This window comes from Dehalogenimonas sp. 4OHTPN, assembly GCF_040448695.1.
Lineage (GTDB): Bacteria > Chloroflexota > Dehalococcoidia > Dehalococcoidales > Dehalococcoidaceae > Dehalogenimonas.
On record NZ_CP159307.1, the window covers coordinates 571,576 to 592,487 of the forward strand.

24 protein-coding genes are annotated in these 20,912 nt (G+C 56.8%); 9 read left to right on the top strand and 15 right to left on the bottom strand.

Translation table 11 applies throughout. From position 1 onward, the window contains the following. Positions 1 to 63: 63 nt before the first annotated feature. From ABV300_RS03085 to ABV300_RS03105, 5 genes are all read right to left on the bottom strand, one after another. Positions 64 to 243, bottom strand: coding sequence for a hypothetical protein (locus tag ABV300_RS03085; RefSeq protein ID WP_353715067.1), 180 nt, complete (start codon positions 241 to 243; stop codon positions 64 to 66). Between the two features lie 87 nt (positions 244 to 330). After that, complete coding sequence (locus tag ABV300_RS03090; protein WP_353715068.1) at positions 331 to 729, bottom strand: ribonuclease HI family protein; 399 nt, start codon at positions 727 to 729, stop codon at positions 331 to 333. Between the two features lie 4 nt (positions 730 to 733). Continuing rightward, positions 734 to 1,435: a C4-type zinc ribbon domain-containing protein gene (locus tag ABV300_RS03095; RefSeq protein ID WP_353715069.1), complete on the bottom strand. Its 702-nt coding sequence runs from the start codon at positions 1,433 to 1,435 to the stop codon at positions 734 to 736. Positions 1,436 to 1,726: 291 nt separating this feature from the next. Next, complete coding sequence (locus ABV300_RS03100; protein ID WP_353715070.1) at positions 1,727 to 1,924, bottom strand: hypothetical protein; 198 nt, start codon at positions 1,922 to 1,924, stop codon at positions 1,727 to 1,729. Further along, positions 1,921 to 2,883 (bottom strand): IS6 family transposase, encoded by a 963-nt coding sequence (locus tag ABV300_RS03105; protein WP_353715351.1) that lies wholly within the window; start codon positions 2,881 to 2,883, stop codon positions 1,921 to 1,923. Before ABV300_RS03105 ends, ABV300_RS03100 begins: the two co-directional genes overlap by 4 nt. Before the next feature lie 194 nt (positions 2,884 to 3,077). Here ABV300_RS03105 and ABV300_RS03110 point away from each other — a divergent pair, with 194 nt between their 5' ends. The 6 genes from ABV300_RS03110 (at position 3,078) to hpt (ending at position 8,918) form a co-directional block, all read left to right on the top strand. Continuing rightward, positions 3,078 to 3,272, top strand: a complete 195-nt coding sequence (locus tag ABV300_RS03110) for a superinfection immunity protein (protein ID WP_353715352.1) — start codon at positions 3,078 to 3,080, stop codon at positions 3,270 to 3,272. A gap of 199 nt (positions 3,273 to 3,471) precedes the next feature. Next, entirely contained in the window at positions 3,472 to 3,900 is a 429-nt protein-coding gene (locus ABV300_RS03115; RefSeq protein ID WP_353715071.1) for a division/cell wall cluster transcriptional repressor MraZ, read from the top strand. Then, positions 3,897 to 4,958, top strand: a complete 1,062-nt coding sequence (gene rsmH, locus ABV300_RS03120) for a 16S rRNA (cytosine(1402)-N(4))-methyltransferase RsmH (protein ID WP_353715072.1) — start codon at positions 3,897 to 3,899, stop codon at positions 4,956 to 4,958. Before ABV300_RS03115 ends, rsmH begins: the two co-directional genes overlap by 4 nt. A 74-nt stretch (positions 4,959 to 5,032) precedes the next feature. Then, a complete protein-coding gene (ftsA, locus tag ABV300_RS03125; RefSeq protein WP_353715073.1) occupies positions 5,033 to 6,244 on the top strand; it encodes a cell division protein FtsA in 1,212 nt (403 codons plus the stop codon). A gap of 42 nt (positions 6,245 to 6,286) precedes the next feature. Further along, positions 6,287 to 7,411 carry a cell division protein FtsZ gene (gene ftsZ / locus ABV300_RS03130; RefSeq protein WP_353715074.1) on the top strand — a complete coding sequence of 375 codons (1,125 nt, stop codon included), beginning with the start codon at positions 6,287 to 6,289 and terminating at the stop codon, positions 7,409 to 7,411. A gap of 97 nt (positions 7,412 to 7,508) precedes the next feature. Continuing rightward, positions 7,509 to 8,918 carry a hypoxanthine phosphoribosyltransferase gene (gene hpt, locus ABV300_RS03135; RefSeq protein WP_353715075.1) on the top strand — a complete coding sequence of 470 codons (1,410 nt, stop codon included), beginning with the start codon at positions 7,509 to 7,511 and terminating at the stop codon, positions 8,916 to 8,918. Positions 8,919 to 9,272: 354 nt separating this feature from the next. On the opposite strand, the gene ABV300_RS03140 is transcribed toward hpt, so the two are convergent. The 9 genes from ABV300_RS03140 to ABV300_RS03180 are packed head-to-tail and all read right to left on the bottom strand — an operon-like array spanning position 9,273 to position 16,020. Then, the gene (locus tag ABV300_RS03140) at positions 9,273 to 9,581 is read right to left on the bottom strand and encodes a hypothetical protein (protein ID WP_353715076.1); all 309 of its coding nucleotides are present in this window, start codon (positions 9,579 to 9,581) and stop codon (positions 9,273 to 9,275) included. 45 nt (positions 9,582 to 9,626) lie between these two features. Beyond that, positions 9,627 to 9,863 carry a hypothetical protein gene (locus ABV300_RS03145; RefSeq protein WP_353715077.1) on the bottom strand — a complete coding sequence of 79 codons (237 nt, stop codon included), beginning with the start codon at positions 9,861 to 9,863 and terminating at the stop codon, positions 9,627 to 9,629. Then, a complete protein-coding gene (locus ABV300_RS03150) occupies positions 9,856 to 10,926 on the bottom strand; it encodes an ABC transporter permease (RefSeq protein ID WP_353715078.1) in 1,071 nt (356 codons plus the stop codon). The genes ABV300_RS03145 and ABV300_RS03150 overlap by 8 nt, the downstream gene beginning before the upstream one ends. Continuing rightward, a complete protein-coding gene (locus ABV300_RS03155) occupies positions 10,923 to 11,978 on the bottom strand; it encodes an ABC transporter permease (RefSeq protein WP_353715079.1) in 1,056 nt (351 codons plus the stop codon). The genes ABV300_RS03150 and ABV300_RS03155 overlap by 4 nt, the downstream gene beginning before the upstream one ends. After that, positions 11,975 to 12,847, bottom strand: a complete 873-nt coding sequence (locus ABV300_RS03160; protein WP_353715080.1) for an ABC transporter ATP-binding protein — start codon at positions 12,845 to 12,847, stop codon at positions 11,975 to 11,977. Before ABV300_RS03160 ends, ABV300_RS03155 begins: the two co-directional genes overlap by 4 nt. Beyond that, a complete protein-coding gene (locus tag ABV300_RS03165) occupies positions 12,844 to 13,485 on the bottom strand; it encodes a TetR/AcrR family transcriptional regulator (RefSeq protein WP_353715081.1) in 642 nt (213 codons plus the stop codon). Before ABV300_RS03165 ends, ABV300_RS03160 begins: the two co-directional genes overlap by 4 nt. A gap of 36 nt (positions 13,486 to 13,521) precedes the next feature. Then, entirely contained in the window at positions 13,522 to 14,313 is a 792-nt protein-coding gene (locus ABV300_RS03170; RefSeq protein ID WP_353715082.1) for an ABC transporter permease subunit, read from the bottom strand. 12 nt (positions 14,314 to 14,325) lie between these two features. Continuing rightward, positions 14,326 to 15,120: an ABC transporter permease subunit gene (locus tag ABV300_RS03175; protein ID WP_353715083.1), complete on the bottom strand. Its 795-nt coding sequence runs from the start codon at positions 15,118 to 15,120 to the stop codon at positions 14,326 to 14,328. A gap of 21 nt (positions 15,121 to 15,141) precedes the next feature. Next, on the bottom strand, positions 15,142 to 16,020 hold the full coding sequence (locus ABV300_RS03180; protein WP_353715084.1) for an ABC transporter ATP-binding protein: 879 nt from the start codon (positions 16,018 to 16,020) through the stop codon (positions 15,142 to 15,144). A 132-nt stretch (positions 16,021 to 16,152) separates the two neighbouring features. Here ABV300_RS03180 and ABV300_RS03185 point away from each other — a divergent pair, with 132 nt between their 5' ends. The 3 genes from ABV300_RS03185 (at position 16,153) to ABV300_RS03195 (ending at position 19,921) form a co-directional block, all read left to right on the top strand. Then, positions 16,153 to 16,533 carry a hypothetical protein gene (locus ABV300_RS03185; RefSeq protein ID WP_353715085.1) on the top strand — a complete coding sequence of 127 codons (381 nt, stop codon included), beginning with the start codon at positions 16,153 to 16,155 and terminating at the stop codon, positions 16,531 to 16,533. Between the two features lie 132 nt (positions 16,534 to 16,665). Further along, a complete protein-coding gene (locus ABV300_RS03190; RefSeq protein ID WP_353715086.1) occupies positions 16,666 to 19,359 on the top strand; it encodes an HAD-IC family P-type ATPase in 2,694 nt (897 codons plus the stop codon). Positions 19,360 to 19,405: 46 nt separating this feature from the next. After that, entirely contained in the window at positions 19,406 to 19,921 is a 516-nt protein-coding gene (locus ABV300_RS03195; protein ID WP_353715087.1) for a deoxyuridine 5'-triphosphate nucleotidohydrolase, read from the top strand. A 68-nt stretch (positions 19,922 to 19,989) separates the two neighbouring features. Here the strand turns inward: ABV300_RS03195 and ABV300_RS03200 are convergent, their stop codons facing one another. Further along, complete coding sequence (locus ABV300_RS03200; RefSeq protein ID WP_353715088.1) at positions 19,990 to 20,874, bottom strand: hypothetical protein; 885 nt, start codon at positions 20,872 to 20,874, stop codon at positions 19,990 to 19,992. Positions 20,875 to 20,912: the final 38 nt, after the last annotated feature.

Consider the following 20,912-nt stretch of genomic DNA (forward strand, 5'->3'; position numbering starts at 1 on the left):
TGGTTGGAGAATAAAACAAAGCGCTCGCCATTGGCGAGCGCTTGAGTGGTAAACGAATTGGGGCTACATCGCCTTTCCCAGTTTATCGATAATCTTATTTAGCATCGCTTCCTGGTCTTTAAGCTGGGCGCGGTAATCCGGGGTATCGGTCTGGGAGATCTCCATACGGAAGTCGGACAGGTAGTTTTTTAGAATGTCACGCAGCATGTCACGTTCGGTGGCGGTCAGTTCCAGGTTCGGCATGGCAGTCTCCTCGGTTGTTTATTTCAGTTCATTCTAACACCGAAGTCCAGTTAATCAAACATTTTACCGGGCTGCAGCTGGGACGATTTAACTCTTGAAGGCTTTATTAGCCAGGCTGTCGGCATCGGAGTTGCGTTCCCTTGGGACATGGCGGTATGTAACCTTGTTAAACTTTGATTCCAGTATTTTAACCCTGGTGTAGAGCGGTTCAAGACCGGGATTTTTCACCCGGTACCGGCCGGTAAGCTGCTTAACGGCTAATTCAGAATCGGCAATCAGCGTCAGTTCCACCGCCCTCAGATTTGAGGCTTCCTCCAGCGCCGAGATGATGGCGTGGTATTCGGCCTGGTTGTTGGTCATCCGTCCGATGGCGCGGCTGACGGTCTTCACCACCTGGCCGGTTGAAGTGCGGATGAGGACGCCGATGGCGGATTCGCCCGGATTGCCGCGGCAGGCGGCGTCGGTGTTGGCGATAAGATAGGTCATCCGGTCACTCCAGGTATAAAATCCGGGCGCAGTTGGTGCAGCGGACGATTTCACCCGCCTTGGCGCGGTGCAGCCACGCGGAGGTGACGGCGATGCCGCAGCCGCGGCAGGCACCCTGCTCCACTCTGGCCACGGCGCGGCCTTTCTGCTGCCGCAACAGGCGGTATTGCTCCGCGACGTCGGCCGGGATCTCGGATAACAGGGCGGCGCGTTTGGCTTCATGCCCCGACAGTTCGGCGCCGATGGTATGTAATTTCTCGCCGAGTTCCCTGCGGCGAACTTCAAGGGCTTCCCTGTGGCGCTGCAGTGTTGCCTCAGCCCGGGCGATGCCGTCCTCGGCAGCATCGATAGCCTCCATAAGCTCCAGAGCCCGGTCCTCGTGCGGCGCGCGGTGTCCTTTCAGAAGTTCGATGTCCTTCTGGAGGGTTGACAGCTCTTTGGGACTGGTGATGCGTCCCGAGTACAGCTTTTCCTCGTAGACTTGAATGCGCGATGTTAGATCGTCTGCTTGGGAGGTTGTCTCCCGGAGCTGATGGTTAAGGTTCTTCAGGCTGTCCCGCATGTTCTCCAGTATGGCGCGCTCCGGAGCCAGCGGGTCCGAATTTAATTCCGCACTGATGCGGCCGATTTGGTCCCGGCAGGCATCGGCGGCGAGATCGGCATCCTGGAGTTGACCAAGCAATCGGGGAATGTTCATCGTGCCCATTGTAAGCGGTCATCGGTAAACAATTCAACGCCAACGGCACCCTGGGTGATGGTGATTAAAGGCACAACGAGGGGTTCTCCGCCTTCCGTGTTGCAGGGTTTTGTAACATTGCCTATAATCCGGCCTATGGAGTTTTTCCGATTTAACCGGCCTCGCCTTTCATATGCCGTTCTCATCCCAGCTTGGTTTCTTTGGGTTTGGTTTGATATGAATGTCATTGGAGCACTACTTCCCGAAATATCCTTCGATGCTTACGTTCAAACTATTGGTTTGCAGTTTCTCAACCTCCTGTTACTCATCGGTGTCTTTATGGGAATATATGGTCTTGTTCGGTGGGCGGATAATAAATGGTGGCATTTCAGCAAGTAAAACAAGGCACAATCCAACTGCTGTGGTGATTTGCAGCCAATTCAATAGCCAGCCTTGAGTGCCATAAGCAGACACGAAAAACAACCCAAAGAAGGTTGATACAATCCTCACAGCTTTCATCGCAACCCCTTCGGCATCCGGTTTACCATTCCGATTGCCTGTTTGATATGGGTTGGAATGCGCCCGCGCAATTCGGGTGGCGGTTTTTCAAGCCAAGTGACTGTTTCTACTTTGACTGGTGTATTTCGCACTACCCCGTGCCAGTTATGGCTTGGCATTTGAGTACCCGCGCGGTCTGCCGGTGTCTTTCCGTGTAATGACTCGTGCGGGCGCATGAAGTTGTAGAAGATTAGCCAGCCCGCCGTGAACAACTTGGCTGACTCGTATCCCTTCAACCCGCGCATCACCTTCGTCCGTGCCTTCAGCGTCCCGTGGAAACGTTCAAGGATGTTGTTGTTCGGGGTTTGGGTTATCCCCTTGTACTTGATATGGCGGGTTGAAGTACCGAATACGTCCCCGATGGCTTGGGGATAGCTGTTGAGACTATCGGTAATGACTACCTTTGGTTTCTTGCCCGCCTTATTGCCTGCGCGGTTCAAGACCATCCGCGCATCCCCAAGATACCGTTTGTCCGCAATATGGGACGCCAGCAGGAAACGGGTCTTTACGTCGATGATGTCATAGAACCAAACGTTTTTCCCGCCAATCTTTAAGACCGTTTCATCGCACAGCCAAACATCGCCAACTGCCGGTTTGATGTCCTTCGTCCTGTCGATGGCTTCACGGGTGTACTTGGTAATCCATCGGTAAACCGTCCCATCCGAAGGCTCATAACCATGTATCTGTTTCATCTGCCGACAGATAGCAGTAAGGCTCAACCCTTCGTAGAACATCGACACCGCCGACGCTACTTGATCGGGCGGGACGCGCATTCCAGGTTGTGCGTCTGACTCGATGAAGGTATGGCAACAGTCATTACAAAGCCAACGTTGTTTTTGAGCCTTGCTATGTCCATACCTTCGGGTACGCCTAGAGCCACAATGCTTACATTCGCAGGGTATCAATTCATTTAGAGTCATAGCCAACACCTTCTCGAACCGTTCGATTTGTCCCATGAAAAAACCCTCCAGCCCTTACTGGAGGGTAGTCTAAAGATTTTTCCGAAAACCCTGCAACACCATTGCAGGAGAACCCAACGAGGGCATTCTTGATAATAAAGGTTGTTTTAAGGTAGTCTATCGGGAAGGAGACTGCAAAATTTATGTTAGAAAACATACTGAGTTTTTTCTTCGGCGGGTTTTTCGGTTTTGTGAGCCTGCTGCTAAGTGCTGTGCTTTACTTTTTGCCGACCATTATCGCCCTTGCCGGGCACCGCCGTAATACACTTTCCATCTTTCTGCTCAACTTGCTGCTGGGCTGGACTTTTATCGGTTGGGTAGTAGCTCTGGTATGGTCAGTCAAAAAGTAGATTGAACCAGGGTTTTGAGTGACTGAAGGCGGGCGAAAGCCCGCCTCCTTATTTTTCGCCCGACCTTTCGCCTGAGCAGGGCGCCGATAAATGCGCGCGTTCTAAAATATTTCCAAAAAAAGTATTGACAACGATTATATGCGCCCATAAAATGGGTAAACGTGGTAATTTGTGGGAGATAGGGGGCCCACGGGGCGACATGTTTTTTGGTGAGTTCCATTATAAGATTGACGAAAAGGGTCGGCTTCCTGTGCCGCCCCGCTTCCGGCCGCAGCTAAAGGACGGAGTTATCCTATCCCCCGGACCTGACGGCAATCTCAACGCCTACTCCGCCGAGGCGTGGCATCAGTTTACGGCGGCGATTTCCACCGCTACCACGAGCCATTCCAAATTACGCAAGCTGAAGCGCACCGTTTTCGGGCAAGCCTTTCCAGCTTTAATGGACAACCAGGGCCGTTTGGCGCTGCCTGAACCGCTCCGAATCGGCGCCGGCATCGGCTCGGATGCAGTGGTGGTCGGCGTTTCCGACCACCTTGAGATTTGGGACAAAGCGGCTTGGGACACCGAGAAGGCGGAGGACCTGGCCCAGGCCTGGCAAATTATGGAAAGCCTCGAGAAGCGCGCATGAAGGACATGCTTCATATTCCGGTGATGCTGGAGGAAACGCTTCAAGCCCTGGCGGTCGGGCCGGGCGGCCGTTATATTGACGGGACGGTCGGCGCCGGGGGTCACGCCAGCGCTATTCTGGAACTTTCGGCGCCGGGCGGACAACTTCTGGGGTTCGACGCCGATCCGGCCAGCCTGGCGGTCGCCCGCCAGAACCTGCGGTATTCCGAAGGCTCGTATTTACTGGTCAACCGCAACTTCGACCAGATGGAAGCGGTGGCCCGCAGCAACGACTTCTACCCGGTTCACGGCGTACTCCTCGATCTGGGATTGGTATCGATGCAGCTGACCGAAGCCGGGCGCGGCTTTTCTTTCCAGCACGGCCAGCCGCTGGATATGAGATTCTCGCCGGAGCAGAAACTCACCGCCGCCGACATCATCAACACCTATGCCGAAGCCGACATCGCCGATATCCTGTGGCGCTACGGTGAAGAACGGAAGAGCCGGATTATCGCCCGGCGCATCGTCGAGCATCGGCCTTTCAAGACAACCACTGAACTAGCAGCTATGATCTCGCGGGCTGTCGGCCGGCACGAGGACATTCACCCGGCCACCCGCAGTTTCCAGGCACTCAGGATCGCGGTCAATGATGAACTGGCAAACCTGGAGCGCGCTTTGAACCAGGCGACCAGGCTGCTTGGCTTTGGTGGGCGCCTGGTGGTTATTTCGTATCACTCCCTTGAGGATCGTATCGTCAAGCGCTTCATGCAGCAGGAATCGGCTGAGTGCATCTGCCCGCCGGAACTGCCGGAGTGCCGCTGCGGGCATGCGGCCCGGCTGCGGCTTCTGAATAGGAAGGTGATTACACCTTCGCCGGAAGAGATACGGGACAACCCGCGAAGCCGCAGCGCCAAGCTGCGGGCGGCGGAACGGATTCTAAGCCGTGAGGAGGCCGCGCCGCTCGAGACGCATTTTTTTCTGAGTCCAAAACAACCCGTGATAGCCGAAGAGCATAGTGAGGTGGGCAGCCTAACCCCTGAACCCTCAGGGACCCCCTTGAGAAGGAGGTTGGCGATGTGAGAGAGGCGAAACGCCGAGCAACATAATATACCAATCGAATATTAGAAACGCGAATCAGATCAAAGGAGGAGGAAATGAAACGCAGGGTAATTACGGCGATTGACGTCGGTACAACTAAGATTTGTACCGCCATCGCTGAAATCACCGAGAACGGCTCAACGCAGGTAATCGGCGTCGGTATCACCCCGTCGCACGGCTTGCATAAGGGTCTGGTGGTCAATATCAACGATGCCGCGGCATCGATCAAGGAATCAATCAGGAAGGCTGAACAAGCCGCCAATTACAAGGTCGAAAGCGCCTATGTCGGCGTTACCGGCCGGCACGTCAGCTCGGTCAACAACAAGGGCGTGGTGGCCATCACCCGCAACGACCGGTTGGTACGCCCTGATGACCTAAAGCGCGTGCTTTCCAGCGCCCAGTCCATCAAAGTCCCCAATGACCGCAAATTGCTCCACGTTATCCCCCGCCAGTACGCCGTCGACGGCCAGGTGGGCGTCAGGAATCCGGTGGGCATGCACGGCTTCCGCCTGGACGTGGAAACGCACGTCATCACCGCGGCTGCCGCCTCAGTCCAGAACCTGGTCAAATGCATCCGCGGACTGGGCATCGAGATCGATGATCTCGTCCTGGAGCCGCTGGCTTCGTCCGAGGCGGTGTTGACCGAGGACGAAAAACAGGTCGGCGTCGTTCTAGCCGACATCGGCGGCGGTACAACCGACGTCTGCATCTTCAAAGACGGCGCCATCTGGCACACCGCAATTTTACCGGTAGCCGGTTACCAGCTCACCCGCGACGTGGCTATCGGCCTTGGCTTGCCGTTTGACGTAGCCGAAGAGATGAAGAAGCGCTACGGTTCCTGCATGCCTGTCTACGAGAGCCGGATGGAGCAGAGCCCCATCTCCGAAGACGGCCACGGCATCTCTTACCAGGACCTGTGCGACATCCTGCGTGCCCGTATCGAAGAGATCACCAGGTTGATCCTGCTCGAACTCCCCCGCTCGGACTACGAAAGTGTCGTACCGGCGGGCATCGTCTTCACCGGCGGTTCGTCCAACATCGCCGGCCTGGAAACGCTGGGCCGGGATATCTCCCGCCTGCCGGTCAGGGTCGGTATGCCGGGTAATATCTACGGTCTGACCGATGCCCTGAGAGACCCGGCTTATGCCACCGGCGTCGGTCTTCTGCTCTGGGGCGCCAAAAACGCGCCGAAAAAACAGAGCTGGGGCGGTTTCGGTTTCTTCAACCGGATGAAAGGCATGCTTTCAAAATTCTTCGGCAATAACTAGAAAATAATTGAAACTGAAAATATAGCGAGGAGAAAAAAGAATATGGCTAAGACGAGCTACGTTCCCAATCCGGCCAGGATCAAGGTTTTCGGCTGCGGCGGCGGCGGCTGCAATGCTATTACCCGCATGGTTCGGGAAGAGATCCAGGGCGTTGAATTCATCGCATTGAATACCGACGCCCAGGCTTTGGCGATCACCGAAGCTCCGGTTCGCGTTCAGTTGGGTGAAAGGGTTACCCGCGGCCTCGGCGCCGGCGGCGACCACACCATGGGTCAAAAGGCAGCTGAGGAGTCCCGGGATGACATCCGCGAATTGGTTGGCGGTTCCGATATGGTCTTCGTCACCGCCGGCATGGGCGGCGGCACCGGTACTGGTTCTGCCCCTATAGTCGCTGAAGAGGCCAAGAAGAGCGGCGCCCTGACCATCGCCGTAGTTACCAAACCTTTTGGCTTTGAGGGTTCGCACCGCACCAAGACTGCCAAAGAGGGCATCCAGAAATTGCTTGGCAAAGTCGATACCCTGATCATCATCCCGAACGATCGACTGCTAGAACTGTGCGATGCCAAAACCGGCGTCGATGCCGCCTTCAAGATGGCGGATGACGTGCTGCGCCATGGTGTCCAGGCTATTTCCGAGGTTATCACCGTTCCGGGCACCATCAACCTGGACTTCGCCGATGTCAAAGCGGTGATGAAGGATGCCGGGCCAGCCTGGATGAGCATTGGACGCGGCACCGGCAAGAACCGCGCTATGGATGCCGCCCGTGAGGCTTTGGCCTCCCCGCTGCTGGATGTCTCGGTAACCGGTTCCCGCGGCGTCCTGTTCAACATTGTCGGCCCCTCCGACCTGTCCCTCTTCGAGGTCAATGAAGCCGCTGAGGTCATCCGTAAATCAGTTGATCCTGATGCCAATATCATCTTCGGCGTGGGCACCAATAGCAATATGGGCAGTGATGTCCGCATCACCCTTATCGCCACCGGTTTCCACACCAATACTGAGGACGGCGGTATGGACGACGAACTGACCAACCAGCTGCGCGGCATCAAGAGCGAGGATGAATTAGATGTCCCGTCCTTCCTGCGCCGCCCGCTGTTTTCCCAGAATCGGGCCCCGGCCCCTGAAACCGTAAGGTCCAATCGGCCGCCGGTTCGCAATTCCTGGCGGTAATTTACCGAAGCGAAGCTTACAGCGGCGTTCTCCTTAAGGAGAACGCCGCTGACTTTTTCCCGCCTGGTGATGCATCTTTGATATACTGATACCAGAAATGCCGGAAATCAAGAAACAGGACTACTGCAAGGCGCTGCGGCAAGCAATTACCGCAGCTTCTTCCAGCAATTCACTGAAGAATAAACTGACTGCCCTGACTAGAATCACCTCGCGCTGTTTCGGGGCGGGTAGCGCCGTTGCCCTGCTGGATGCCACCGGCAGCCGTCTGATACATACGGCCCACTCACGGCTGCCGCCTTTTTATATCCAGAAGGGATTAATTGATGCTAGAAAAAGCTTGAATGAGACTGCTTTAGAAGAGATTGTCCATATCAAGGATGCAAAGTCGGACTCCAGGGTAGAATATCCTGAACCGGCCGCCAAGGCAGGGATCGTTGCTATTGTTGGCGTACCAGTCTTCACTCTGGGGCGTTGCACCGGCACGCTGAGGGTATACTTCCAGGATACCGCCTCGTTAACGACCCAGGATATGAGTTTTCTCAAAGCTATTGCCCAGCTGGCCGGGATGACCCTCGCCCACCAACCTGAAGAACGGACTGGCCAAACGAAAGACGCTTCGGTGGTGACCAAACCCTCTGAACTGGTGAACTTCGCCCATCCCAGCGAAGCTGAGTTTGCACACATCCTTGATTTCTATGGCGTTCCATGGTTTTATGAACCGCGTTCTTTCCCAATCGGAAGAGAAATCAAAGGACCTCCGGAGATGTTTACACCGGACTTCTATTTACCGAGTTTTGATCTGTATGTTGAGCTAACCACGATGAAGCAGTCGCTGGTAACTCAAAAAAACCGGAAACTGCGGCGGCTCAAGGACCTGTACCCGGAAATTAAAATCAGCCTTCTTTACAAAAATGACTACGAACGCTTACTGGCCAAATACGGCATCGGACCGCTGGCTGAAACCCGCGCCCACGGGGTCAGCCGCATCCTGTATTCTGCGCCGGATATCGAAATCCGGGTAAAAGAACTTGCCGGGCTTATTTCGGCTGACTACCATGACCGGCGGCCGGTACTGCTGGGCGTTCAGCGGGGATTTCTTTGCTTCATGGCCGATCTAATCCGGCAAATAACGGTGCCGATGGACCTGGACTTCATCGCCATCAACTATTACGGCGGCACCAAGGAGGCGGGTGTGCGGGTGACCAAAGATGCCGACCTGAATCTGACCGGCCGTCACATCCTGCTGGTCGAAGATATCGTGGATACCGGCATCACCCTGAACTATGTTCTGGAATATCTGAAATCCAAAAAGCCCCGGAGCCTGGCTGTCTGCGCGCTCCTCGACCGCAGGGCCAGGCGGCTCATGAACATAGAGTTAAATTATGTCGGTTTTGAAGTCCCTGATGAATTTGTCATCGGCTACGGTCTCGATTATCACGAGGAATACCGCAACCTGCCGTTTATCGCTGTGCCGAAAATAAGCGGTCCGGAAAAAGCGGGATCATGACGGGGATTCCGGGGCAAAAAAGGGATCCCAGGTAGCCTTTGCCCCCGGGTCTTAATCAGCCGAACTCCCTGACAGGACCTGCAAAGTTTTCAATAACGCTCCCAGGACGGACCTTGGGTTGATTAAGTTTCCCTTTCAGGTATCCCATCAGGTAACCGCTCAGGCGATTTCCCCCATTGCATCGGTTACCTGGGACAGCTACTATGATTTCACAGCGATGCAGCCAGTGTCAAAGATATTCAGGAGGAAACAGGCTAAGATAACTCGCATATACTTGCTGTTAAAACCTTGTATCTTCCAAAAATCACACTATTTGGACACTGACAAAGGCAAGATAGGGAAATATTCCCCTTTTTAACGGCGCGATAAAAGGAGCATGGTCAATCCGGCAAAAAGGATTAAAACCGCCCAGATGAATATCTTGGCGATGCCGATGAAGATGATGTATCCGGCCGCCAGCAGTCCAAGCCCGCCCAGTACCAGCACCAGGCCGATATCCCATAACCGGGAGCGCGGCGGCGGTTCAGCCGCAGGCTCACCTTCGGCGCCGTCTGCCTCATCTGCAGTGTCATATCCGCGCCCCTCGCCCAGCCAGCGCCAGATATAAGCCGCCGCTGAGATCACGGCAATAATCAGGATTATCTCGAACGCGCCGATTCTCATACCGCCAGCTTAACGGCAGGAGAGCGGCGGTGTCAATACGGCGGTTTAGAGCAGCAGCCCAAGCCCGATGCCGCCGAAGATAAGGGCTATGATGCCCAGGAAAATGACCGTCCCTTTTTCACCGAAGAGTTTTACAAAAGCCTGAATCTTGCCGGTGCGCCAGACAGGGGAGGGTTTGAAGGCGGCTATGATCAACGTGAGCACGGCATAAGCCAGCAGACCGATGCCCCACCAGGTCGAAGCGGCCATTCCATTTAACTCGATTCTCTGATTGTTAGGCATTGAGCCGGAGCGCCTGGGTGGACAGCCGCCGCACTACGGAGGCGACCGCCAAGCCTCCCAGAACCACGATCGCGCTCAATACGCCGATAAACACGGCCACATCGCCAACTGACGCGCCGTTAACCGCCAGATCGACCACCGGACGGATCACGTAATAGGTCGGGAAAACATAACCCACCCATGACGGGATTTGCGGGAACATAAAAACGATGGCCGGGCCGAAGAGCAGGATGCCGCCCGCCTTCAAGACGGCGAATAGGCTGTTCATATCGCCGACCCAGGCGCCGGCAAGAAGGCCGATCTCGGTGGCCATCATCGCTCCCAGGAAAAGAACCAGGACGATGAGAGGTGCCGGGCCGCTGAATGAACCTGACAGGACCAGGGTCAGTACGCCCATGACGGTCGCCAGGGCGACAGCGATGATCCCTTTGGACAGGAAGATATCGCCCAGTGTCGCCGGAGTAACATACAGGGCTTCCAGCGTCCGGTGCTGTTTTTCATTGATAAGGGCTGATGACGGTATCATCAGGCCGGAGTAAAAGACGCCCATCAGGACGATGAGCGGCAGTAACCGGTCGCTCCATGGCAATGAAGCCTCGTCGCCGAGGGCGACGGTGTCAATGGTTACCGGCAATTCCGAACCTGCGGCGGCGCGCACCGCGTCGGCCAGCGCAATCGGAATGAGCGCCCGGTTCTTGGCCTGGCTTTCGCCCCAGATGAAAGCCTTCAAGCTGACGGTTCCCGTGCCGAGGACAATGTCGAAATCACCCGGCAGGACAATTCCCATATCGATTGCCCCGTCGGCGGCAGCGGCGCGCAGGGCCAGTTCGCTATTGAACGATTTGTAGATTATGGTGTCCGATGATTCGAGGATAGGCACCACCCGGGAGGTGCCCTGGTCGTAAATGCCGAGTTTGGCTTTATCGGTGAAAATGTTGCCGAAGGCAAGGTTGATAAAAAGGGCAGCCAGGATGGGAAAGACCACCGCGATTACCAGCATGACGTCCTTAGGTCCGTGCAGGACTTCGTTTTTGACCAGTATGCCCACCCGGTTAAATTTCACTGGAATCGCCTCCTCAACACCGCAAGTCCGGCGCCAAGTAGGACGGCGGTAATCCCGCTCATGACCAGGAGGTTGCCGCTTACGTCCCCCCAACCAGCGCCGTAGTTGACCACCCGGTTGACCGTGTCGATGAGATAATAGGAGGGGATAGCCTTCGCCCAATCAGCCAGGAGTCCCGGCACGACGGCGCCGAAGCCCGGCACCGCCAGCAGGATCAGGACCATGATGCCCCAACCGGTGACGGCGTTGGTATCCCGCGCCAGCGAAGCCAGCAGGAAGCCGGCGCCGACCACGAAGATGCTGGCGAGTATCAGCGTGGTGAGTATGAGGATTGGCTGATGGCTGAAACCGCCGACCAGGCCCATGAAAATGACCGCCTGCCCCAGAGCCAGACCGACACCTAAAATGCCCTTGGCGGCGAAAAGGTCCGAGGTACGCATCGGCGTGACCAGGAGCGCCCGAGCGGTGCCCTGCTCTATCTCCACGGCGATCAAAGCAGCCAGCGTCATCACCTCGGTAAGCAATATCAATACCGCCAGCATCGGGCGCATGCGGTCCCGCAGCGCTATCTGGGCGCCGAGCAGATCCGGGCCCAGAATCTCTTCGGTGGTATCGAATTGCAGTGCCTGGCCGGTCTGGATGTAGGAAAGTTCCTTGATTAACGTGACGATGGCCTCGGCTATCTCCGGGGGAGCTGTGGCGGAGTAGTAAACGGTGATGTCGGGTTTGCCGCCGGCATTCCAGATATCCATTATGTCGGCTGGAAGTGACACGCCCACCTGGTGGTCCCCGTCAAGAACGACTTGTTTGAGTGCCTCCTCTGTTTCGAAGAAATCAATTTCGGCGCCTTGGGCGGTAAGTTGTTCAAAGGCGGGCGGCACGACCGGGGCGTACATTCCCAGTGACAGTTTTTCATCTACCTTCGAGGGCAAGATCAGATAAATGGCGATATAAAAGATCAGGCCTATAACGGTTATAAGCAGGTAGAAACGGTTGCCGGTGAACAGGGCGATATCCTTCTTCAATAACGCCTTGATAGTCCGGGGGCTCATACGGTCAGCCTCCGCCCCGTGACCTTGATGAAGATGTCCTCCAGGGTAGCTTCTTCGGAGTGGATGGTGACTACTTTGCCTCCGGCGAAAAGATCCCGTACCTCCTCGGCGGTGCCTTCCGCGTCCAGGGTGATCTCCCGTTTATCGAGGCGCCCGCCGGCGGCGGCGATTTCGGCCACCAGCGAGCGCTTACCGTACTTTTGTTTTAGGTTGCGGGGCGTATCGAGGGCGGCGATCTTGCCGCTGTCCATGAAAGCGACGCGGTCGCACAGCTTGTCCGCTTCCCACATGTCATGGGTCGTTAAAAACACGGTGGCGCCCCGGTCCCGCTCTTCCAGGATTATTTGGCGGATGGCTTCGGAGGACACCGGGTCCAACCCGCTGGTCGGTTCGTCCATAAAAAGGATTTCCGGCCGGTTAACCATACTTCTGGCTACCATCAGGCGCTGTTTCATGCCTTTGGAGTAGCTGGAGACCTTATCTTTCTCCCGGCCGGGCAGCCCGACACGCTTTAACAGGGCATATCCGTCAAAGTCCGGTACGCCGAAAAGATCGGCGAACAGCCTCAAGTTATCGATGGCGGTCATCTGCTCGTAAAGATTGGTCTGCTCAAAACATACCCCGATCCGGGACTGTACTTCCAACGTCTGCGCAGCCACGTCGAAACCGAGCAGGCTGGCGCGGCCCTCTTTTGGCAGAAGCTGGCCGGTGAGCATCTTCTGGGTGGTAGTCTTGCCGGCGCCGTTCGGACCCAGAAATCCCAGGATCTCACCCTTGCCGACCGTGAAGTTCACGTGATCTACGGCAATCAGATCGCCGTAACTGTAGGTCAGGTTTTCAACGACAATGGACCTGGCGGTGACGCTCATGCGCTCTCCTTTTTCCCGAAAAGATCGATTTCTTTTGTCAGAAAACCGTAAAAAGTCAGGCGGGTCAGCTGCTCGATTAATTCCATATTGGATTTCCAGTCGCGGGCCAGTTCGGGAAGCGCGGCGTAGCCCGCCCGGAGCACATCCAGATAAACCGTGAAGGCATCAGGATCAACCGAGGCATCTATGTATCCCTGGCGTTTCCCCTCTTCCAGCAGTTCGACCCAGAGCGGTTTTACCTCCCGCCGGAACAATTCCTCAATAAACGGGGCAATGTCCCTGTCCTGGCTGATGATCTTGGCAACCACTTCGTCCGGGGCTTGAGAAGCCCGGCGGATTTTACCCGAGATCAGCCCGGTCAACTTCAGGGCGAAAGGCAGGTCCGACTTAAGGACGCCCTGGGCAAAGGCGACAGTGTCCAGGATAAGACTTCTGGCGGCTTCGCCTATCAGCGCCTCACGGCTGCCGAACTGGTTGTAGACCGTTGTCGGTGAAACGCTGGCGGCCTGGGCGATATCACCGATGGATACTTTGCGTACATCGTGAGCCCGGCGGAAAAGCTCGACCGTGGTCTCGATGATAAGCTCCCGCTTGGGCCGGCGGCCGGCTGCGCTCAATTTTCTTCCGGTCTTGTTCACCTTCATCGCTCCGCCCATCGCCTCGCCTCCATCCGCTTAAAGATCTTTCACCGCTACCAGCCGGTAGGCTCCGCCGAAGAAGCCGATGGCAAGCAGCGGCACGGCGATAAAGCCGAAGACTTCGAGATCTGTACCCTGGACCACCGCGGCGGCGGGGAAATACTCAAACGGAGAAAAATACTTTAAGAACTCGACATCCTCATTCAGCTTGGAGAAGAAAGACAGCAAATAAACTCCGATAATGACCGCGGCAACGATCATCCCGGTCCGCTTGTGTCGCCTGGATAATGACGAGACAAAAAAGCCAAAAAGTAGAAACAGCATCTGAAGCGCCAGGATGACCAGCATGAATTTTCCAACCCCGGTGATGAAGTCCGCCCCTATACCGAAGCGGGCGAAGGCACCCAGGGAACCGGCAAAAGTCACCGCCGTCAGGATGACGCAATTAAGGGCGGCCGCGGCCAGCTTCATGGAGACAATCCTCTGCCGGGTTACCGGCAGGGCAAAGGTGGTTTCTGAGGTTTTCTTATTGATCTCTTTAGATAATATCTGAGCTCCAGCCAGGCCGGCAAAAATAACGGAAGCCAGCACCAAGAAGCCGCCGATATAGCTGAAGTAACCCTCAGGGATGTCCAGGCGCACTGTATCGAGGGAAAAAGCCTGTTTCAAAGCCTCCGGCAATGAATTCAAGAAGGCGTTGACTTCGTCTGCCTGACCGTTATAAACCGCGAATTCGGAGGACGCCAGCGCCATCATTGCCAGATAGCTGACGCACCAGATGACCAAGGATTTTAAATTCGAGCTGAATTCCCGTTTGAAGATGTTCATTGACGCTCCCGGTCACATTGCGGTGGCGATGTTCCGCCGGTTGTAAAGAGCGTATCCGGCGATGAGACTTACGGCGATGACGCCCAGGCTCAAAGCCAGCCCCGAAGCTTTGAAGGCGCCGTTCTCGATGATGTAACCCAGATCAAAATAATCGTAAGGCACCAGGTATTTGAGGGGCGTGTCTCGTAATAGACTGTCAAATGAATACAAGATGAAGAGGCCGATGGACAGCCCCAATGAAAATGGCAGCGGCGAGTCCATCCGTTTAAGCGTTACCGAGAGCAGGAAACTGAAGCTAAAAAACAAGACCTGGAAAATAAACAGGCCGGCGATGATGAGGAGGAACGTCGTCATCGAGTACTCTTGGCCGCCTTTGAAGGACTCCATTCCCAGGAACGAGACCAATCCCATAGAAGCATTGAAAATGAGGAGGTGGCCGAGCCCGGCCAGGATTTTGGCGGTCACAATGCGGTTCCGGGTCACCGGTTTGGCGATTAAAAAATCAGCCGTGAGGTCTCTTTCTTCGACCGATACGGCATTAAAGGCCAGGTGTGATGAGAAAATGGCTCCGGCCAGGAAGAGGTAAATGCCGACAAAGGCAAAATAACCCAAGATGGTTGTCAGGTCCTGGTCCAAGCCGAAGGCTTTTTTCAGGGCGTCGGGGAAGCTGTCGAGGAGGTCCAGCATTCCAGTCCCCGAGAACGATTCGAAGAAGGCAAAGGTGAAGTAGACATAAACGCCCAGCGAGACCACCCAGATGAGGGTCGAAACCAGCCTTTTACGGAACTCGTAGCGGAAAATGTTCATCCTGTTCCAGTCTAGTTCAAGCTACTCGTAGTAATGCATGAAGATCTCTTCCAGCGTCGGCTCAAGAATCTGGATATCGGTTACGTGGTGACGGGCGATCAGTTTCAATACGGTGTCGATATCGCCGCGGAAGAGGAATGACAGTTCGCCGCCGTCCTGATGAATGTCGCTGACCTCCGCCGCCGGCAGGTCGGCGACATTCAGATCGGTCGAGGTTATCCGGAACTGCTTGTATGCCTGGCGGTTGATGGCGGCTACCTCGTCAATCCTGATAATCGAACCTTCTTTGATGATCGCCACCCGGTGACACAGGCGCTGCACCTCTGAGAGGATGTGGGATGAAAACAGGACTGTCGCTCCACGTTGGTTTTCTTCCCGGATGATATCGAAAAACTCCCGCTGCATCAGAGGGTCCAGGCCGGAGGTGGGCTCATCGAGGATGATGAGTTTCGGGGAATGCAGCAAGCCCTGGACGATGCCGACTTTCTTTTTGTTGCCGTAAGACAATTCATCGATCTTGCGTGAGGTGTCAAGCTCCAGCCGTTCGGCAAGTTCCCGCATCCGCTTTGAGCTGTCCCTGCGGTAGAAGCTGGCAGAGTATCTTAGAAGGTCGATTACCTTCATATTTTCATAGTAGAAAACCTCGGACGGCAGGTAGCCGATATCAGCCCGGATGACGTTGCCTTCCCTGACTGCGTCTTTGCCGAAGATTCGGGCGCTGCCGCCGGAAGGGAAGATGAGGCCGACTAAAAGCCTCAGCGTCGTCGTTTTTCCGGCACCGTTGGGGCCGATAAAGCCGTAGATTTCTCCTTCCTGAACATTGAACGAGACATCGGTAATGCCCCGGTTCTTGCCGTACATCTTGGTCAGGTGGTCAATCTGGATTACATCGGGTCTCATCCGCGCCTCGCAAAACCGGTCGAAATATTTGTATAAATATAGTTATACACTACAATTATACAACTACTGTCAATTGTTTGGAGGTCGGCTTTTTCGGTGAGACAATAGGATTAGAGGGTAAAAGGAGGGCGTATGAACGAGTTGGATCACCGGAAGCTGATTGCCGATATTGCCGCGCAATTTGCGCCTGTGCTGGAGAAGTCGTCTCAGGCGGTTTACCTTTACCTTGACGACACTCACAAAGTCTGCAACAAAAAGTTTGCCGATGTCTTCGGATATGAATCGCCGGATGAGTGGGCTGAGATGGAAGCTCCGCTGGCTGACGTCGCCGCCGAAGACCAATCTATGGTAGTCAGGGCGTACCGGGCCGCGGTTCAGAAATTCAAGACCACCACCTTGAGCGTCAGGTTCCACAACGTGAAAACCCACCGCGCCTTCCGCCGCCGGCTGACCGTCGTTCCGCTGCCGTTCAAGGGGCAGTTGTTTACCGCCAATTTCATTGACAAGGCCTGATTTCAAGACGTTGCCCTGATTTCATGCCGGGTCGGGTGGGATCGTGGCCGCTCCACGCAGGTGCGTTTTCGCGGGCTGCCGGCGGGGGTATATGGGGATAATAACCGTCAGCCGTGTTAAAATACGCCTGTTATGACTGAAAATTGGCACGCCCTTTCCGCGCTCGAATCGCTGGCCAGGCTGGAAAGCCGCGCTTCCGGCCTGACCGAGGCCGAGGCTAAAGAGCGGCTGTCCAAATTCGGCGCCAATACCCTGGAAGAGAAGGCCGGCAAGTCGCCGGTTCTCATGTTTCTCTCTCAATTCGCCAGCCCGCTGGTCTACGTCCTTTTGGCGGCGGCGGCCGTTTCCGCATTCACCGGTCATCCTGTGGACACACTGACCATCCTCGGCGTGCTGCTGGCTAATGCTGTTATCGGCTATATCCAGGAGAGTAAGGCGGAGAAAGCCATGGCCGCGCTGCGGGAGATGGCGGCGCCGCGGGCTAAAGTGCGCCGGGCCGGCAAATTGAGGGATATCACCGCGGCTGACCTGGTGCCGGGTGATGTCATCATTATCGAAGAGGGCGACCGGGTGCCAGCCGACGCCCGGCTGCTGGAACTAGCCGGCTTGCGGGTCAATGAGTCCTCCCTCACCGGGGAATCCGAGCCGGTCGAAAAAGCCCTGAGCGCGCTCCAGGCCGAGGTCACCGTCGGCGACCGGACCAACATGGTCTTTCAGAGCACCGCCGCCACCCAGGGCAAAGCCGTTGCCGTCGTTGCCGCCACCGGCATGAATACCGAACTGGGACGCATCGCCGGCAGCCTTTCCGGCATCACTGAAGAAAAGACCCCCCTTCAAAAGGGCATCGCCCGGCTGTCCAATTACCTGGTCATCATTTTGCTGGCGGTGTGCGGCCTCATCCTGGGAGTCGGCTTGATCCGCGGCCTGGAGCCGGTGGAAATGTTCCTGCTGGCGGTAGCCGCCGCGGTATCAGCTATCCCGGAAGGCTTGCCTGCCGTGGTCACCGTCGTGCTGGCCATCGGCATGCGCATGATGGCTCAGCGCAACGCCATTATCCGCAAGCTCGTTGCCGTCGAGACCCTTGGTTCAGCCACGGTCATCTGCTCTGACAAGACCGGCACGCTGACCTTGAACCAGATGACCATGCGTCAGTTGTTCGCGGACGGCCGCACCGTGGACATCACCGGCGAGGGCTACCGGCCGGATGGCGGGTTCCAGGAGGGCGGCAAGGTTATTGCCGCCGATGACGAACCACTGCGGCTGGCGCTGCGCATCGGCGCGCTGTGTAATAACGCCACGGTGACCACCGGCCAGGAGTGCTGTTCCCTCTTCGGCGATCCCACCGAGGGCGCGCTGCTGGTGGCCGCGGCTAAGGCAGGGCTTTTCAAGGAAGATCTGGATAAAGAATACCGGCGCTTGGATGAGATACCATTCTCCTCCGAGCGGCAGTACATGGCCACTCTAAACGACGCCGGCAAGGTTCACATAACCCACGCCAAGGGTGCCGCCGAAAAACTGCTGGGCATGTGTTCTCATATCTATAACGGCGGCCGGCCGGTGGCGCTCGATGAAGTTACCCGCCTTGAGGTCAGGCGCCAGATAGAAACAATGGCCAGCCAGGCGATGCGCGTCCTCGCCCTGGCTTACGCCGAATTACCCACGGCTGTTACCCGGCTTAAAGAAGAACATATCTCCGGCAAGCTGGTGCTGGCCGGGTTGGCCGGCATTGCCGATCCGCCGCGGCCGGAAGCCCGGGAAGCGGTGGCGGCCGCCCTGGGGGCCGGAATCCGGGTGATCATGATCACCGGCGATCACGCCGCCACCGCCCAGGCGATCGCCCGGGAAGTGGGCATCGCCGGTGGCCGGGCGATGACCGGCGCCGATGTCGCCGCGCTGTCCGACGCCGAACTGGCCGCTGAGGTCAAAGACGTCTCGGTCTTCGCCCGCATCGAACCGCTGCAGAAACTGCGTATTGTCCGCGCCTGGAAGTCCCACGGTGAAGTGGTGGCCGTCACCGGCGACGGCGTCAATGACGCCCCGGCGCTCAAGGCAGCCGATATCGGCGTGGCCATGGGCAAGTCCGGCACCGACGTCGCCCGTGAAGCCGCCGACATGGTCCTGGCTGACGACAACTTCGCTTCGGTGGTTGCCGCTGTCGAAGAAGGCCGCGGCATCTTTAACCGCCTCCGCGCCGTCATTTATTTCCTTCTGGCCAGCAACATCGGGGAACTGATGGCGCTGGCGGCGGCCATTGCCATCCTCGGCGATGCCCCGCTCCTGGCCGCCCAGATACTCTGGATCAACGTGGTTACCGACGCCACCATTACCGTGCCGCTGGCGATGGAACCCCGGCGCGGCGATGAACTCAAGAGCCCGCCGCGGTCGCCCGAAGTAAGCATTATCTATCCTGGTCTGATGTGGAGGGTCGGTTATACCGCGCTTATCATGGCGGCGGTGGTTTTCGGCATTTTCTACTGGGCTGAACAGCGCTTCACCGTGGAAGAAGCGCGGACACTCGTTTTTTGTACCGTCGTCAGCTTCGAACTCTGGAAGGGATTCATCGCCCGCAGCGATGAACTGCCGGCTATTAAAATCGGCTTTTTCTCCAACCGCTGGCTGCTGCTGGCAATGGGCATCGCCGTCCTGCTGCAATTGGCGGCGGTATACCTGCCCTTCCTGCAGGCAGCCTTCCGCACCGTGCCGCCGACGCCGCAGATGTGGGCCATCGCCGTGGGCGCGGGCTTCTCTATTTTCGCCGTCGAGGAGTTGCGGAAAATCTTCTTCCCCAGGCTGTTCTCCCGCGGCAAATGGCGGCGGGGAGAATAGATTACGTAATTGCCCCCTCGCCGCCGCCCGTGCTAAACTTCCCGCCGTGACCGCCCTCGCCAAAGCTGAACTGTTACGCCTTATCGGCAGCGAGCCGCCGCTATTGACCGGGTTTATTGACCTCGGCGACCAGGTGCAGCCCAACGGCATTGACCTGACGCTGAAAGAGGTTTTCACTCTGGAAGGGGCGGGTGTCATCCCTGCCGAAAATGCCGGCCGGAAATTATCGGCACTCGTCCCCGCGCCTTTCGATTCATCAGGCCGCATCCATCTGGCTGCCGGAAACTATCTCATCACCTATAACGAGATCGTCAGCCTACCTAAAGACGTGATGGCATTGGGCAGGACGCGCTCCAGCCTGCTGCGCTGCGGAGCCGCCATTCACACCGCGGTCTGGGACGCCGGCTATTCCGGGCGGTCGCAGTCGCTGGTCGTCGTTTACCACCCTGAAGGCATTGTCATTGAAAGAAACGCCAAGGTGATGCAGCTGGTGTTTTTCAGACTTGACTCCCTGACCGATGGGTACGGCGGCATTTACCAGGGTGAGGGTACGAACCGGTAGTTCACAGTATCGGTAGAATGAAAAGGGAGGCAAGTTTGCCTCCCTTTTCACGATAGAATTTACATCCGTTACTTCTGCTGGAGGTTCCAAACCCAGCTTACCGAGGCCGACTTGTATTCGGCTCTGAGAACGCCGCCCGAGAATGTCCCGGTCATCGGGTACGAGGCGCCATCCTGGGTGTGAGCTTCGCCGGTGAAGGTGTTGTTGCTGATCTTGCCGAAAAGCACCGGCCCCAGGACATTGCCCGAGGCGTCGATGTTGACGCTGGCGGGACCGGTGGCGATGTTTGGGCTGCCGCCCAGAGCGGAGAATATGGTGAATGTTTGGGTACCCTCGTAATTAGACATGCCGTTATTGGCTGTCGCGGATGGAGAACCAAGAAGGGAGTCTATCAAGCCATACTGCTGGTCCATGTAATAGAAAAAGAAGCCGATGGCCCCGAACATAACCAGGGTCATTAAAAATCGGGCCGCGGCCGGCGCGCCCCTCTGAGCCGCCGGCGCGCCCATCTTGCCAGGCGCAGGCCTAACCGCGGCGGCTTTTTTCCCGCCTGTCGCTACAGGTTCCGCCTGCATGGGTCCCTGTCCGCCGCCGGAGTGTTGCGGCTGGTCTTTTTGGGAAGGCGCCGGAGTTACCACTACCGTGACCGCCGCTTCCGATGTCTTGAAGGTGCCAGCCGTTGTCCCCTGCACCCCGATCAAATAGCTGCCAGGGGGAGTCGTCGCCGAGACGACTACGTGGAGCATCGCTGAACCGCCTGCCCCGACGACACTGGGCGCTACCTGGGCGGCGACTCCGGCATTGCCCCAGTCTGTAGCTACTGAAAGCTGTACAGGCTGCGGCTGGCCTTTGATTCCGACGGTGATGGGGACCGAAGACGAGCCGCCGGGGGCGACGGTGACTACCGGACTACCGACACGGACGGAAAAATCGAAGTCCCAGACGCCTTTCATAAATACCTCCCAGGTGGCAGGCATCGGAAAAGCAGGTA